This window comes from Streptomyces sp. CNS606, assembly GCF_000426325.1.
Map to the genome: position 1 here is coordinate 19,974 of NZ_AUFD01000028.1, position 16,114 is coordinate 36,087.

General features: G+C 73.4%; 7 protein-coding genes. 2 read left to right on the forward strand and 5 right to left on the reverse strand.

Features of this window, described 5'->3' with window-relative positions:
• Positions 1 to 207: 207 nt before the first annotated feature.
• Positions 208 to 1,647 carry a rifampin monooxygenase gene (gene rox / locus K304_RS0118390; RefSeq protein ID WP_027764956.1) on the reverse strand — a complete coding sequence of 480 codons (1,440 nt, stop codon included), beginning with the start codon at positions 1,645 to 1,647 and terminating at the stop codon, positions 208 to 210.
• A gap of 297 nt (positions 1,648 to 1,944) precedes the next feature.
• Here rox and K304_RS0118395 point away from each other — a divergent pair, with 297 nt between their 5' ends.
• Entirely contained in the window at positions 1,945 to 5,646 is a 3,702-nt protein-coding gene (locus K304_RS0118395) for a bifunctional glycosyltransferase/CDP-glycerol:glycerophosphate glycerophosphotransferase (RefSeq protein WP_027764957.1), read from the forward strand.
• 46 nt (positions 5,647 to 5,692) lie between these two features.
• Here the strand turns inward: K304_RS0118395 and K304_RS29785 are convergent, their stop codons facing one another.
• The 4 genes from K304_RS29785 to K304_RS0118415 all read right to left on the reverse strand — a co-directional run bounded on the left by K304_RS29785 (position 5,693) and on the right by K304_RS0118415 (position 15,064).
• Complete coding sequence (locus tag K304_RS29785) at positions 5,693 to 7,960, reverse strand: bifunctional glycosyltransferase family 2 protein/CDP-glycerol:glycerophosphate glycerophosphotransferase (RefSeq protein ID WP_078529343.1); 2,268 nt, start codon at positions 7,958 to 7,960, stop codon at positions 5,693 to 5,695.
• A gap of 270 nt (positions 7,961 to 8,230) precedes the next feature.
• Positions 8,231 to 13,228, reverse strand: a complete 4,998-nt coding sequence (locus tag K304_RS0118405) for an NAD-glutamate dehydrogenase (RefSeq protein WP_027764958.1) — start codon at positions 13,226 to 13,228, stop codon at positions 8,231 to 8,233.
• Positions 13,229 to 13,736: 508 nt separating this feature from the next.
• Entirely contained in the window at positions 13,737 to 14,426 is a 690-nt protein-coding gene (locus K304_RS0118410; RefSeq protein ID WP_027764959.1) for an HAD family hydrolase, read from the reverse strand.
• A gap of 116 nt (positions 14,427 to 14,542) precedes the next feature.
• Positions 14,543 to 15,064: a DUF6912 family protein gene (locus K304_RS0118415; RefSeq protein WP_027764960.1), complete on the reverse strand. Its 522-nt coding sequence runs from the start codon at positions 15,062 to 15,064 to the stop codon at positions 14,543 to 14,545.
• A gap of 675 nt (positions 15,065 to 15,739) precedes the next feature.
• Here K304_RS0118415 and K304_RS0118420 point away from each other — a divergent pair.
• Positions 15,740 to 16,075, forward strand: a complete 336-nt coding sequence (locus K304_RS0118420) for an Rv3235 family protein (protein ID WP_027764961.1) — start codon at positions 15,740 to 15,742, stop codon at positions 16,073 to 16,075.
• Positions 16,076 to 16,114 lie beyond the last annotated feature (39 nt).

The following is a 16,114-nucleotide window of genomic DNA, read 5'->3' on the forward strand; positions in this document are numbered from 1 at the left end:
CGGGGGAGGGCAGGACTGGGGAGAGTAACCTGCCCTCCGCCGTGCAGTCGGGCCGGGCACGGACGATTCGCCCGTCCTGCCCGAGCCCATCCCGCGCCGGGCGCGTTCCGTTCCGGACCCTCCTCCGGCCACGGGCGCGCCCGGCGCGGAGACGGCCGCGGTCGCCCGAGGGCACCGCGGCCGTCGCCGTCTCGCGGCTCGGGGGTGTCAGTCACCCGCCGGGGCCGCGGCCCCGAACCACCGCTCCAGCGGGCCCGTCAGCTCCTCCTGCTCCTCGCCCACCCAGGCCACGTGCCCGTCCGGGCGCAACAGCACCGCGGGAACGTCCAGTTCGTCGCTCCCGTCGACCACGTGGTCCACGCGGTCCGCCCAGCCCGCCGCCGAGAGCCTGCCCGTCCGGTCGAGCAGCAGCCCCCGGCCGCCGTGCATCAGCCCGTAGAGGCGGCCCCGCTTCAGCGGCACGTCGCGCATCCGAAGCCCCAGCAGAGCGTGCCCCTCCCCGGCGTCGTAGCGGACGGCCGTCGCCGTGATCTTCTCGATCAGATGCCGGTTCACCTCCTCGAAGTCCATCAGCTCCGACACCAGCCGGCGTACCGACTGCGGCCCCGGCTCGGTGGACATCAGCACCATCTGCGCGCGGGTGTTGTCCAGCACGTCGGCGGCCACCGGGCGCCGTTCGGTCTCGTAGCTCTCCAGCAGCCCCTCCGGCGCCGTACCGCGGACCTCGGCCGCCAGCTTCCAGCCGAGGTTGAAGGCGTCCTGCACGCCGAGGTTCAGTCCCTGCCCGCCGACCGGCGGGTGGATGTGCGCCGCGTCGCCGGCCAGCAGCACCCGGCCGCTCCGGTACCGCTCGGCCAGCCGCGTGGCGTCGCCGAAACGGGACAGCCAACGGGGCGAGTGCACGCCGAAGTCGGTGCCGCAGACCGCCCGCAGCCGGCGCCGGAACTCCTCCAGGGTGGGCGCGACCGCACGGTCCTCGGCCACCCCCTCGGCGGGCACGACGATCCGGCACACCCCGTCGCCGACGGGTCCGACGCCGAACCGCAGCTCGGTCCTGCGCACCTCCGCCGTCACGGCGGCCATCGTCTCCGGCGCAGCGGTCGCCTCCATCTCGCCCAGCAGCGTCTCGGTACGGCTGGGCTCGCCGGGGAAGCCGACGCCGAGCAGCCTCCGCACCGTGCTGCGGCCGCCGTCGCAGCCGACGACCCAGCGCGCACGCAGCCGCGCGCCGTCGGCGAGCTCGACGGTCACCCCCTCCTCGTCCTGCTCCAGCCCGACCACGTCGCAGCCGCGCCGGATGCCGGCACCCAGTTCGGCGGCACGCTCGGCGAGCAGCCGGTCGGTGACCGGTTGCGGGATGCCCAGCACGTAGCCGTGGGCGGTGTCCAGCCCTTCGGGTGCGGGCTTGGCGATGCCGGCGAAGAACCCGCCCAGCGGATGTTTGCGCCCCTCCGCGAGGAACCGCTCCAGCAGGCCGCGTTGGTCCATCACCTCGATGCTGCGCACGTGCAGCCCGAGCGAGCGGACGAACGCGGGAGGCTCCGCCGCCTTCTCCAGCACCAGTGTGCGCACACCCCACAGCCGCAGCTCGGCGGCCAGCATCATGCCGGTCGGGCCGCCGCCCACCACGATCACGTCGTTCGTCATACGGTCCCCGTCTTCCCTGGTTACGGCTTCGGCCGGTGATTGTGCGGCACGACGGGGGCCTTGCCGCAAGGCCCCCCATGCGCTATACCTTGAGAGTGGCAAGGAGTCTCCGACCTCCTTGCCTTTCGTTTTTCCCGGGCCGGGGCGCCCCTCGCGAGGCCCCCGGGAGCGTGCCGCGGCCGGCCTCCCCGGAGCACACGTCTCACCCGTACGGATCGCGTACGGTGACCGTCCCGGGCCGTCACCGGTTGGGCATCGTGGCAGAAGTCTCGCCCCGATGAACGGACGTGCATCCCGATGAGCCCGCGCCTCAGCGTCGTCGTCCCCCTCCCCACCACCGACGCCGCCCTGCTGCCGTGCCTGCGGTCGCTGGCGGCCCAGACGGCGGCGGACCTGGAGGTCGTCCTCGTGGACGACGGTCCGGAGGATGCACCGGTGGCGGCCGCGGCGCGCGCGTTCGCCGCCGGGGACGGGAGGTTCCGCGTCGTGCGGGAGGCCGACCGTCCGCCGGGAGGCCCGGGCCGCACCGGCCGGGCCCGCAACGCGGGCCTGCGGCACACCGGCGCCGGGATCCCCTACCTCGCGTTCCTCGACCCCGAGGACACCCTGCCGCCCACCGCGTACGAGCGGCTGCTCGGGACGCTGGAGGAGACCGGTTCCGACTTCGCCACCGGCAACGCCGTACGGCTCGGTGCGGACGGCCGCCCCGGCCGGACACCGCTGCTGGGCAGGCCGCTGGACCGCGACCGGCCCACCACGCACGTGACCCGGCACCGCAATCTGGCCCGGGACAGGATGGCCGGCACGAAGGTCTTCCGTCGCGCCTTCTGGGAGCGCCACGCGCTGTCCTGGCCGGAGGAGGCGGGCCAGACCGACCTGCGTCTGGTGGTACCGGCGCACTTCCTCGCCACCGCCGTGGACGTGGTGGGCAAGGCGGTGCTGCACCGCCGGGACTCCGGCGCAGACCGTACGGAACCCGGCGCGCCGGTGGCCGGCGCGCCGCGCGCCCGGGGGGCGAGCGCGGGCGCGGAGCTGCGTGAACTGGTCGGGGCCCTGGACGCGGTGAGCCGGTTCGTGCACGGCCGGCCCGCCGACCGCCGTCACCGCGGCGAGGACGAGCGCCACTTCGACACCGGCGTGCTCACCATCGATCTCGCGCCGTACCTGGCCGCGTTCCCGGAGGCGGACGAGGGCTTCCAGGCCGAGTTCGCCGCCCTCGCCCGCGACTTCCTCACCCGCGTCGACCCCGCCGTGGTCGCCGCACTGCCGCTGGCGTCGCGCATCAAGTGGCACCTGGTCCGCGAGGGCCGCACCGACGACCTGCTCGCCGCCCTCGCCTTCGAGCGGGACAACCCCCACGTCTTCCACGTCACCGGTCGCGGGCCGCGCCGCACGGCGGCGTACCTGCGACCGGACGGCAGCCCCATCGAGGTGCCCCACCGGATCGGCCGGGTCCGCTCCGCCGAGCAGCCCCTGCACGCCCGGCTGCGGGAGGCCCGCTGGCAGCCGGACGGCACGCTGCTGCTGCGCGGCTACGGCTACGTACGGTCCGCGGACGCCGACCGCCCGCAGCGCTCCCGCAAGTTCGGCTGGCTGCGCCAGGGCGGTGGCAGCCGGCGGCGCCTGCCGCTGCGGGTGCGGACCGTCCCGGCCCCCGAGGCCACCCGCAACTCCCGCCAGCGCACGTACTCCTACGACGCGTCCGGCTTCGAGATCACCGTGGACCCGGAGCGGCTGCTGACCGCGCTGCGCGGCGACCGGCGCAGCGCGAGCTGGACGGTGTGTCTGGGCGTGGTGACCGGCGGGCTGGTGCGCGGCGGCGGCGTCAAGGCCGGCAGCGAGGGGTCGGGCGCGCAGCCGCCGGTGCGCGAACTGCCCGGCGACCGCCGGGTGTCGGCGAGCTTCGCCAGCGGACGGCTGCGGCTGACGGTGGAGGAGACCACCGCGCGGCTGACCGGGCAGCGGATCGCGGACGGCGTCTGGCACGCGACCCTCGCGGTGCGGAAGCCGGACCGGCCGCTGGCCCTGCGGATGGCGCACCAGCAGTCGGGCACGGAGGTCGAACTGCCCGTCCGGCCGGACGCGTCCGCCGCGCCGGCCGACGAGGGCTGGACGCCGTACGCCGTGTCGGTCGCGGCGGCCGAACTCGCCTCCGCCCTCGCGAACGCACGGGCCGGGGAAGGTGAGGAGGGCGAGGCGGAGGAGACCGGCGCCGGACCGGAAGAGGACGAGGGCGCCGCTCGGCAGCGCGGCACCGACCGCTGGCGGCCGGCCCTGTCCCTCGCGGACGAGACCACCTGCCGGATCGTCGTCCCCTCCGCGGAACAGCCCGCGGGCGCACCGCTGCGGGCGCCCCTGGCGGCGTCCGGGGAGCACGCGCTGCGCGAGCTGTACGCCGGTCCCGACGCGCAGGGTCTGCTGGCCCTGACCGACCGCCCGGTGCATCCGGTGGCGGACCGGGTGTCCTGGAGCCCGGACGGCGAACTGGCCGTCGAGGGCGTGCTTCCGGAGGCCGTCGGGGAGGAGCTGGAGGTGGTGTGGCAGCACAGCGGCCACCGTCAGGAGGTGACCGCGCCGCTGGAGCGGTCCGGCGAACGCTTTCGCACCGCGCTGCGTCCGGCCGGTGCCGCGCCCGGCGCGCTGCCGCTGCGGCAGGGCCGCTGGTTCCCGTTCCTGCGGGCGGTCGGCGCCGAGACGCGGCGCGACGACCTGCCGGTGCGGCTGTACCCCGCGGCGCTGGACACGCTGCCGCTGACGCACGGCCGCAGCGGGCCGGGCGGACGCGCGTTCACCGCCGAACGCCGCTACCACGACCGGCTGTTCCTCGCCTCCGGCTCCGACCTCGCCGAGACCGAGCGCGGCGCGTACGGGCAGCACCGGCTCAGCACGCTCCACTATCCGGTCGCGCGGAGGCAGCCGCTGCGGGACGCGGTGCTGTACCACAGCTTCGACGGCCGTCAGTACTCCGACTCCCCGCGCGCGGTGCACGAGGAGGTGCTGCGGCGCGGCACGGACGTGGAGCACCTGTGGGTGGTGCGCGACGGGCAGGCGCTGGTGCCGTCCGGCGCGGAGGCGGTGGTGATGGGCAGCGCCCGGTGGCACGAGGCGCTGGCGCGCAGCCGGTGGCTGATCGGCAACACGCACTTCCCCCGCTGGTTCGCCCGGCGTGACGGCCAGACCGCGGTGCAGACCTGGCACGGGACGCCGTTGAAGCGCATCGGTCTGGATCTGGCGGACACCGACTTCGCCAACCGCTCCTACCTGGAGGGCCTGCCCGCCCGCGCCGCGGAGTGGAGCGTGCTGCTCTCCCCCAACCGCTTCAGCACCCCGATCCTGCGCCGGGCGTTCGGCTACGAGGGCGAGGTGCTGGAATCCGGCTACCCGCGCAACGACCTGCTGTACGCGGAGGACCGGGAGAAGCGCGCGGAGGAGGTGCGGCGCCGGCTGGACATCCCCCTCGACACCCGCGTGGTGCTGTACGCGCCCACCTGGCGGGACGACAACCGGTACGACCGCGCGAACTGCCGCTTCGACCTGCGGCTGGACCTCGCCGCCGCGCGGGCCGCGCTCGGCGCGGACCACCTGCTGCTGGTGCGCAAGCACTACCTGGTGGCCGACAGCGTCCCCGGCACCGCCGACGGCTTCGTGCGGGACGTCTCCGCGCACCCTGACCTGGCAGAACTGCTGCTCGTCGCGGACGTGCTGGTCACCGACTACTCGTCGGTGATGTTCGACTTCGCGCACACCGGGCGGCCGATGCTCTTCCACACCTACGACCTCGACCACTACCGGGACGTGCTGCGCGGCTTCTACTTCGACTTCGAGCAGCGCGCACCGGGACCGCTGCTGTCGTCCTCGGACGAGGTGATCGAGGCGCTGCGCGAGGTGGACGCGGTGGCGGACGTCCACCGGGACGCGTACGCGGACTTCCGCCGGGCGTTCTGCGACCTGGACGACGGCACGGCGGCGGCCCGGGTCGTGGACCGCATGTTCGACTGAGGCCGGCCCTCGGGCCGCACCCTTCGGACGACCGGGACCACGCCCTTCAGACGACCGGGGCCGCGGGCCGCCCGGCGGAGGACGCGTCGTCGTGGTGCACGGCGCGCGGCGGCCGCCGGGCGGCTACCGGCACCACGGGCGGGAGCGCGTCGGCGTCCTGCCCCAGGAACACCCGGCGCACCACGCGTTCGGCCGCCCGCCCGTCGTCCCAGGGGCAGAAGCGCTCCCGGAACGCCGCCCGCAGCCGGGCGGCGTCCTCGCCGCGCCAGGCGCCGGAGGTGAGGGCGGCGATCAGCTCCTCCTCGGTGCGCGCCACCGTCCCAGGGGTCTCGCCCGGTCGGCCGGAGAGGAGGTCGAAGTAGACGCCGCGGGCCGCCTGGTACGCCTCCCAGTCCGGGGCGTAGGTGAGGATCGGCCGGTCCAGGTTGGCGTAGTCGAACATCACCGACGAGTAGTCGGTGATCAGCCCGTCGGAGGCCAGGCACAGTTCCTCGACGCTGTCGTGCGTGGACACGTCCAGCAGCAGGCCCTGCCGCTCCAGTTCCTCCAGACGCGGGTCCCGGCCGTAGAAATAGTGCGTGCGCACCATCAGGACGTAGCCGTCGCCGAGTTCCTGCGCGATGCGCACCAGGTCGAGTTCGGGGACGAAGCTCTTGCGGTAGTCCCGCATGGTGGGCGCGTACAGCAGGGCGACCCGGTCGCGGGGGACGCCGAGACGTTCGCGGATCGCGAGGACGTCGTCGTCGGTGGCGGTGGAGAAGACGTCGTTGCGCGGGTAGCCGGTCTCAAGGTGCTCGTACGGGCACGGGTAGACGCGGTCCCACATCTCGGTGGAGTGCGGGTTGGCCGAGATGCTGTAGTCCCAGCGGCCCGCCCGGTGCAGCAGGCGGCGGAAGCTCATCCCGGCCGCCGCCGCGGGGAACGGCTGCTGGTCCAGGCCCATCCGCTTCAGTGGCGTGCCGTGGTGGGTCTGGAGGTGGACCTGGCCCTCCCGCTTGACCACGTAGTCGGGGAAGTTGACGTTGTTGACCAGATACGTGGCGCGGGCGATGACCTGCCAGTAGCGGACGCTGCGCGGCAGCACGTAGTCGACGCCGGGGGGCAGCGACTCGACGGCCTCCCGGCGCACCACCCACACGCTGCGCACGTGCGGCGCCAGCTCGCGGACCTTGGCCTCGACCGCGGCCGGATTGCAACGCATCCCGCGGTCCCAGTAGGCGCTGTAGACGGCGAGGTGCTCGTCGAGCGGCAGCCGGCGCTGCATCCGGTACAGCGCCCGGTAGGCGACCTTCCCGGCGGTGCGCCGGGAGAGCCGCACCCCGGACGTGCCGCGGCGGTGCATCTCGCGGGCGGCGTCCACGGAGGCGAAGAGCGGGAAGCGTCCGGAGGCGACGGCGCGGTGCGCCAGCCCGGAACGGCCGGCCGGTGGGCGGTAGTCCTGCGGGCGGTAGCGGCGGTGGAAGGCGGCGGCGACGCCGAAGTACTCGCGGCGGTCGACGGGCCGTACCCGGTCGGGGCGCCCGAGGCAGAACACGAAGTGGTTGATCATGCGCTCGAAGATCACCGGGCGCAGCGGGTCCAGGTGCGGGCGCTCGTCGACGAAGGCGAACAGCGAGGCGTACTGGGGGAAGATGTCGAAGTGCTTGCGGCCCGGCGAGCGGGTGATGGCGCCCTGGTAGCGCTGCCGGTAGTCCACGCAGGCGCGGGCCAGGCAGCCGACCCGTTCCGCGGTGATCATCGCCTCGTACGCCAGCGGGGCGTCCTCGTACAGACCGGGCAGGAAGGCCAGGCCGCCTGCCCGGTAGAACGCGCGCCGGTAGGCCTTGTTCCAGGCGACGGCGAACAGCTCCAGCAGCGCGGGCTCCTCGAACACGTTCGCGGTGCGGTCGCCGACGGAGGCGAGCACCTCGCCGAACTGGCTGGGGCGGACCGAGTTCCACCAGTACGAGCGCACGTGGTCGAAGACCAGCACGTCCGGGTCGCCGCAGGCGTCGAGCCGCCGGGCGACGGCCTCCAGGGCGCCGTCCAGGTAGCTGTCGTCGCTGTCGAGGAAGAGCAGGTAGTCACCGGTCGCGCGCTCGACGCCCGCGTTCCGGGCGCGGCCGAGCCCGACGTTCTCCGGCAGGTGCAGCACGGTGACCCGGCCGTCGCGTGCGGCGTACTCGTCCAGGATGCGGCCGCTGCCGTCCGGCGAGCAGTCGTCGACCGCGATGACCTCCAGGTCGGTGAAGGACTGGCGCAGGATCGAGTCCAGGCACTCGCGGAGGTAGCCCTGAACCTTGAAGACCGGTACGACGATGCTGAGACGTGGCATGAGCTCCCGAATCCCCGGCTCGACTCGTTCGAACACGTACGCGACGGATGAGGCCGCCACTGCGCGCGGCGACGGGTGGGTTCCGTCGACCACGTGCCAGAAATCGTCGCACAGTATGCCCGCTTTCGTACTCCGGTGGGGCACTCGGGGGAATCCGGACGGAGACGCGGACGGGGATGCGCACCGGAACGCGGACGGGAACGGCGACGGCCCGCCTCCCGCAGTGCGGGAGGCGGGCCGTGCGCGGACCTCGGGTGCGGTACCCGGCCGTCAGCGGTTGCTGCGCAGCAGCGTGCGCATGGTCCGCATGGCCACCGACAGGTTCGCCAGGTCGAAGGACTCCGAGGCGTGGATCTCCTCCAGCGTCGCCCGGGCGCGGTGCAGGATGGCGGAGTTCTTCTCCTCCCAGGCCGCGAAGCGCTGCCCGGCGCCCGCCGTCTCGTCCGTGGACGCCAGCACGTCCGCCGTCAGCAGCTGGTGGGCCGCGTACAGGTCCTCACGGATCGCCGCGCGGGCCATGGACTGCCAGCGGTCGGAACGCGGCAGCTCGCCGACCCGCTCCTGGAGCTGAGTGATGGCGAGCCGGTCGGCCAGGTCGTAGTACACCTCGGCGACGTCCAGCAGGCCGTTCCCGGTGCGCTCCGCGACCGCGACGACATCCAGCGCGGGGAACGCCGCCGAGAAGCCGGCCACCTTCCGCGCCAGGTCCTCCGGCACGCCCGCACCGGCCAGTTCGTCGTGCACCTTGCGGTGCCACTCCAGGTCGTCGCCCTGGAGCAGCTTGGGCAGCTCGGCCCACACGGTGGCCACCCGCTCGCCGAACAGCTCGATCGTCTCGGTGAGCTGGAGCGGCTGCGGCCGGTTGTTGAGCAGCCAGCGCGTGGCGCGCTCCACCAGCCGCCGCGAGTGCAGCCGGATGCGGGTCTGGATGTCCGCCGACACCTTGTTGTCCAGCGACTCGACCTCGTCCCAGATGGCGCCCAGGCCGAAGACCGCGCGGGCCGCGGTGTGCGCCCGGACGATCTCCTCCGTGGACGCCCCGGTCTCCTCCTTCAGCCGGTGCACGAACGAGGAGCCGCCGGTGTTGATCGCGTCGTTGACCAGCAGCGTCGTGATGATCTCGCGGCGCAGCGCGTGCTCGTGGATCTCCTGCTCGAACCGCTCGCACAGCGCCTTCGGGAAGTACGCCAGGGCGAGCTGCTGGAGGTACGCGTCGTCGGGCAGGTCGCTGGCCAGCAGGTCCTCGGTGACGACGATCTTGGTGTAGGCGAGCATCACGGCCAGTTCGGGCTGGGTGAGCCCGAGGCCGCTGTTCAACCGCTCCCGGATCTGCTTGTCGCTCGGCAGGAACTCCAGCTGGCGGTCGAGCTTGCCCTCCTTCGTCAGCCGTCGCATGTGCCGCTGGTGGGCGTGGAGCAGGCTGGAGGCCTGTTCCAGGGAGTTGGCCAGAGCGGCGTTCTGCGCGTAGTTGTTGCGCAGCACCAGCGCGCCGACCTCGTCCTCCATCTCGGCGAGCAGCGCGTTGCGCTGCTTGACGGTCATGTCGCCGGCCGTGACCACCGCGTTCAACAGGATCTTGATGTTCACCTCGTGGTCCGAGGTGTCCACGCCCGCGCTGTTGTCGATCGCGTCGGTGTTGATGCGGCCGCCGTGGTGCGCGTACTCGATGCGGCCGAGCTGGGTCAGGCCCAGGTTGCCGCCCTCGCCGACGACCTTCACCCGCAGGTCCTGGCCGTCCACCCGGATGGCGTCGTTCGCCTTGTCCCCGACGTCGGCGTTCGACTCGGTGGACGCCTTCACGTACGTGCCGATGCCGCCGTTCCACAGCAGGTCGACCGGGGCGGACAGGATGGCCCGCATCAGGTCGGCCGGCGTCATCTTGCTGACGCCGGACTCGATGCCCAGCGCCTTGCGCACCTGCGGGGTGATCGGCACCGACTTGGCGCTGCGCGGGTGGACGCCGCCGCCCGCCGAGATCAGCGAGGTGTCGTAGTCCTCCCACGAGGAACGCGGCAGGTCGAAGACGCGCCTCCGCTCGGCGTACGAGGTCGCGGCGTCCGGGTCCGGGTCGAGGAAGATGTGCCGGTGGTCGAACGCGGCCACCAGCCGGATGTGCTCCGACAGCAGCATGCCGTTGCCGAACACGTCGCCGCTCATGTCGCCGATGCCGACGACGGTGAAGTCCTGCGTCTGGGTGTCGTGACCCAGCTCCCGGAAGTGGCGCTTCACCGACTCCCAGGCGCCCTTGGCGGTGATGCCCATGCCCTTGTGGTCGTAGCCCGCGCTGCCGCCGGAGGCGAACGCGTCGCCCAGCCAGAAGCCGTACGCCGTCGCCACCTCGTTGGCGATGTCGGAGAACTTCGCGGTGCCCTTGTCCGCCGCGACGACCAGGTAGGTGTCGTCCTCGTCGTGCCGCACCACGTCCTTCGGCGGCTCGACCTCGCCGGCCACCAGGTTGTCGGTGATGTCCAGCAGACCGGAGATGAAGGTCCGGTAGCAGGCGACGCCCTCCGCCTGCCAGGCGTCCCGGTCCACCGCGGGGTCGGGCAGCTGCTTGCCGACGAAGCCGCCCTTGGCGCCCACCGGCACGATGACGGTGTTCTTGACCTCCTGCGCCTTCACCAGACCCAGGATCTCGGTCCGGAAGTCCTCCCGGCGGTCGGACCAGCGCAGACCGCCGCGCGCGACCTTGCCGAACCGCAGGTGCACACCCTCCACGCGCGGCGAGTACACCCAGATCTCGTACGCCGGACGCGGCGCCGGAAGATCGGGGATCTGCTGCGGGTCGAGCTTCATCGACACGTACGCGTGCGGCTCGCCGTAGGTGTCGCGCTGGAAGTAGTTGGTGCGCAGCGTGGCCTTGATGACGGTGAGGAACGAACGCAGGATGCGGTCCTCGTCCAGGCTGGCGACCTCGTCCAGCGCGGCGTCCAGCTCCTCCAGCATCGCGTCGGTCAGCTCGTGCCCGGCCCGCGCCCGCTCCGGCGACATCCGCGCCTCGAACAGGTTCACCAGCAGCCGGGTGGTGTGGACGTTGTGCCGGAGGGTGTCCTCCATGTAGTCCTGGCTGAAGGTCGCGCCCGCCTGCCGCAGGTACTTCGCGTAGGCGCGCAGCACCATCGCCTGCCGCCAGGTCAGCCCCGCGGTGAACACCAGCGTGTTGAAGCCGTCGTTCTCCGCACGGCCCGTCCACACCGCGCTGAACGCCTCCTGGAAGCGCTCGCGGGCGTCGTCGCCGAAGGACTTCATCTGCGACGCGGGCATCCGCAGACCGAAGTCGTAGATCCACGCGCGGCTGCGGTCGGAGGCCTTCAGCTCGTACGGCCGCTCGTCGACCACCTCGACGCCCAGCGCGTGGAGCACCGGCAGCACCGCCGACAGCGACACCGGCTCGCCGGTGCGGTAGATCTTGAAGCGGCGCTCGCCGATCGCGGCGCCCACCGGCTCGTACAGGCTCAGCGCGAAGTCCGGACGCTCCACGTCCGAGCCGCGCTCCGCGCCACCGCCGCCGCGCAGCTTCTGGATGTGCTGGAGGTCGGCGACCGCGGCGCGGGGCGGGAAGTCGGCCTTGTAGCCCTCCGGGAAGGCGTTGGCGTACCGGTGCGCCAGCTCGGCGGCCTGCTCCTCGCCGCATTCGGAGACCAGCGCCTCGGTGAAGCCGTCCGCCCACGACCGGGCGGCCTCGGCCAGCCGGGTCTCGATGCGGTCCGTCTCCTCGTCGGTCAGCTCGGTCAGCGCACTGCCGGGCTTGACCCGGATGACGAAGTGCAGCCGGGAGAGGATCGACTCGGTGTTCCACGCCGTGAAGTCGACGCTGGTGCCGCCCAGCTCCTCCGTCAGGATGTCGATCAGCCGCAGCCGCACGGCCGTGGTGTAGCGGTCGCGCGGCAGGTACACCAGCGCCGAGTAGTACCGGCCGTACTCGTCCTGGCGCAGGTAGAGCCGCAGCCGCCTGCGCTCCTGGAGGTAGAGCACCGAGGTGACGATCGCGCGCAGCTCGTCGACCGGCGTCTGGAACAGCTCGTCCCGCGGGTACGTCTCCAGGATCTGGAGCAGGTCCCGGCCGTCGTGGCTGTCCGGGGTGAAGCCCGCCGTCGACAGGACCTCGGCCACCTTGCGGCGGATCACCGGCACGCGGCGCACCGACTCGGTGTAGGCCGCCGAGCTGAACAGGCCCAGGAAGCGGCGCTCGCCCACCACGTTGCCGTCGGCGTCGAACTTCTTCACGCCGACGTAGTCGAGGTAGGAGCGGCGGTGCACGGTGGCACGGCTGTTGGCCTTGGTGAGAATCAGCAGGTTGTGCTCGAGCGCTCTGGCGCGGGCGTCCGACGGCAGCCGGTTGAACGACGGGGACACCGGATGACCCTCGTCGTCCACGTGCCGCGGGTCGGAGCGCAGCACGCCCAGGCCGGTGCCCGGCTTGGCGGCCAGCAGCAGCGTCCCCCCGCCGTCACCGCCGTCGCCCTCGGTCTCCAGCTCGTACTCGCGGTAGCCGAGGAAGGTGAAGTGGTCGTCGGCCAGCCAGCGCAGCAGCTCGCGGGCCTCCTCCAGCTCGCCCTCGCGCAGGTCGTCCGGGGCCGTCTCGTCCGTCAACTCGTCCGCGATGCGCAGGGCGGCGTCGCGCATCTTCGTCCAGTCCTCGACGGCCTCACGGACGTCCGACAGGACGCTCAGCAGGCTCTCGCGGATCTCGTGGAGGTCCTCGCGGTCCGTCTCCCGGTCGATCTCGACGTGGATCCACGACTCGCTCACCGCGTCGTCCGGCAGCTCCTCCGGGCGGTGCGTGGACGCGGCGGGCGAGAAGGGGTCGCGGCCGGCGTCCAGCACCTCCAGCAGCGCGCCCGTCACGTCGCGGCGGACGATCATCTGCGGGTGCACGACGACGTGGATGCCGCGGCCCTCGCGGGACAGCTCGTTGGTGACGGAGTCGACGAGGAAGGGCATGTCGTCGGTGACCACCTCGACGACCGTGTGCGTGCAGGCCCAGCCGTTCTCGTCCACGGAGGGGGTGTAGACCCGCACGTTCGCCGTGCCCTGCGGACGGTCCTGCGCCAGGGTGTGGTGTGCGAGAGCCGCACCGAGGATGTCGACCGGATCCCGGTCGGTCAGGTCCTCCGGGGCGGTGTGCAGGTAGTAGCGCTGGAGATACGCGCCGAGGGAGTGCGGCTGGAGACCCTTGGTCTTCTGGCCTCCCAGCGGGCTCTGCTCGGCTACTCGAACCGCCTCGGCGAGCCGCTCGGCCTTGGCTTCGTCCAGCTTGGTCTGCATGTCCTCTGACTCCTGTCGCGCGCCGTTGCGTGACGTCGGTGTGGTGTGGGCACGACGACGTCACACACAGCACGGGGTGTCCGCAGAAGTGAGACGTCATGCCGGATGCGGTGACCAGCGGCGACGGCCCCGGAGCGGTGTCCCCCGGGGCGCGGGGCGAGGGCGTCGGCGCCCTCCGCGTGTATCGCGCTGGTCACGCGCACCAACGTACCCCCTCGGGTGCGGTGGCCGATTGGTACGGCGTACAAAAATCCCTCCGGGAAACCTGCCGATATGGACGAAACCGCGCGGCCCTTCCCGGCGTCCCCGCGGCGGAGCCGCGACCCTGCCGTGCACCTCCTCCGGACGCCCCGGACGCCCCGGACGCCCCGCGTGCGGCGGGGGCGGCAGGCGGCCGTTCCCCCGGCCCTGCTTCACCCGGTCCTGCTTCACCCGGCCCGGGCGACGCCGCACGTGGCTGCGCGCCACTGCCGAGGTGAGCGGGCGGGCCCGGCCCCTCGGCGGCGCGTCAGACGTGACGGACGCCGGAGGCGATCCGGTCCGCGGCCTCGACCGCTTCGGCGAGGGTGTCGACGACGGGCACGCCCGCCTCCTCCAGGCTGGCGCGGCTGTGCGAACCGCCGGTGTACAGCACGGCCCTCGCCCCGACGTGCGCGGCCGCCACGGCGTCGTCCACCGCGTCGCCGATGACCACCGTCCGGTCGGAGCCGACGCCCTCCAGCGCCGCCAGGTGGCGCGCCATCTGGGCGGCCTTGCCGCCGGCGTTGTCACCGGTGGAGCCGTCCACCCGCAGGAAGTGGGCGTCGATGCCGTGTGTGCGGATCAGGGGCAGCAGCATGTCGTGCGGCGCGAGCGAGCACAGCGACTGCGTGTGCCCGGCGGCCTGCCGGGCAGCCAGCAGCTCCGCCGCGCCTTCGGTGAGGCCGACGCCCTCGGCGCGCTCCCAGTAGTGCCGGTGGAACATCGCATCCATGGCCGCCCACTCCTCGTCCGTGGGCAGCCGCCCCATCAGCCGCTCGTAGAAGCGGGGGACGGGCACGCAGTACAGGTCGCGGTAGCGCTCCAGGGTGATCGACGGCATACCGGTCTCCGCGAACGCGGCGTTCGTCGCGTCGAGGACGGCGTGGATGTCGTGGAGGAGCGTCCCGTTCCAGTCCCAGACGATGTGAGTGGTGCCTGCGCTCTGCGGAGATGCCATGTGCAGCACCGTACGCGCCGGGTCCGACGGCGCGGTAACGGAATTCCGGCGGCGCACTCCCGGGCCCGTCCGGGCCTGTGGACGCCCGGCCGTCGGACGTCCGGGCCTGTGGACGCTCAGCCCTCGGACGCCCGGCCCAGCAGGGTGTCGATCTCCTGGGTGGCGAACCACAGCAGTTCGTGGTCCTCGGCGCCGTCCACGACGAAGCGGGCGTCGTCGTCGCCCTTGTCGGCCGCACCGAGGGCGTCCGCCGCGGCGGACACGTCCCTACGGGCGTCCTCGGCGTCCACGTGCACCGCCGCCGCCTCGGTGAGGGGCACGGGCCCGGCGACGCGGACCTCGCCGAGCGCGGCGGGGTCGAGACTGCGGTCGGGGTCGGCGGTCGCGGCGCCGTCGGCGACGTCGACCGCGACCACCACACGCACCCGGGGTGCCTCGGGGTCGCAGGCCAGCAGGCGCAACGACGCCTGCGCGGCCCGGTTGAGGGCGGCGTACTCCAGCTCCTCCAGGTCGTCGGACACGTACCACTCGCGCAGTCCCGGTGTCACGGCGTAGGCGTCGAAGGAATCCGGACCCAGTGCGCCGGAGCGGTGCGCGGCGGCGAGAGCGGGAAGGGTCAGGGGGACGTAGACGCGCATGGCTGCCGCTTTCGTGTATCGCCGTTCCGACTGCCCCGTCAGCATACGGTCCGTCGTTCACTCCTGCGCCCGCCGCCGGTATGACCGGTCCGCACGCGGGCCGGGGCGGGCGGGCCCGGTATCGGAGCCTGCGGCGCACGCGCGGGACCCCGCGCGTCAGCGCCCGACAGCCGCCCACCCGGATAGGTGCATCACGCTCCGCGACGACGCGGGCCCGCCGTGCGTTGCGGCCGACGACGGACGCCGCTAGAACCTGGGCTACTGACGAGTAGTCATCTCGTGCAGCACCCATCACGGATCGGGGGAGAACCCATGCCCAGCACCTGTGACCAGCGGCGCACACCCGGCGGCGAGCCCGCAGTCCCGCCGGTGCCGCAGCCGAGGCGGCCACACGCCGACGAGCAGCGGACGCACCCGCCGTCACCCGCACCCTCACGCTCCGCGACCACCGCTCCCTCCGCTTCCCCGGACGGCCCCGATGCCCGGACCGCCGGGAACAGCGGGAACGCCGGGGAGGGCGGGAACGCCAGGGACCGCGCCGCCGCAGGCCGGGCCGCGGGCGCCGCGCCGCCCGGTGCCCGCACCCCCGTCGGGCCCGGCGTACGGCGGCGCGCCCCCGCCCGTACCGCCCCGCCGGGACGGCGAGACCCCCGGCGCCCGGGTGCGCGCGGCGGCGTGCGGACGGCCGTACGCCCCTCCCCGTCGCGGTGGTTCGCCGAGCAGCTGGTCGAGGTGCTCAGCGGCCGGCGACCGGTGCACGCCCTGCTGGGCCACGCCCGCGGTACGGCCTTCGACCAGGTCGTCGCCCTCGCGGAACGGGCGCCGCTGCGTCCGGACGGCGCGGACCGGCGGGCCGCGGTGCTGGCGTCGGTGCGCAGCATGCGCCTGGAGGACGACGTGATCGAGGCCAGCGCCCGGATCAGCACCGGCGGCCGCGAACGGGCGATGGCGTTCCGGCTGGAGGCGGGCGAGGACCGGCGCTGGCGGTGTGCCGCGGTCGAGCTGGGCTGACGCGCAGCGGGCCGGGCCCGTGCCCCGGTGAGGAGCACG

Coding starts and splice junctions, on each gene's coding strand:
- rox (WP_027764956.1), bottom strand. CDS start 1,647: ATGACGAACGACGTGATCGTGGTGGGCGGCGGCCCGACCGGCATGATG.
- K304_RS0118395 (WP_027764957.1), top strand. CDS start 1,945: ATGAGCCCGCGCCTCAGCGTCGTCGTCCCCCTCCCCACCACCGACGCC.
- K304_RS29785 (WP_078529343.1), bottom strand. CDS start 7,960: ATGCCACGTCTCAGCATCGTCGTACCGGTCTTCAAGGTTCAGGGCTAC.
- K304_RS0118405 (WP_027764958.1), bottom strand. CDS start 13,228: ATGCAGACCAAGCTGGACGAAGCCAAGGCCGAGCGGCTCGCCGAGGCG.
- K304_RS0118410 (WP_027764959.1), bottom strand. CDS start 14,426: ATGGCATCTCCGCAGAGCGCAGGCACCACTCACATCGTCTGGGACTGG.
- K304_RS0118415 (WP_027764960.1), bottom strand. CDS start 15,064: ATGCGCGTCTACGTCCCCCTGACCCTTCCCGCTCTCGCCGCCGCGCAC.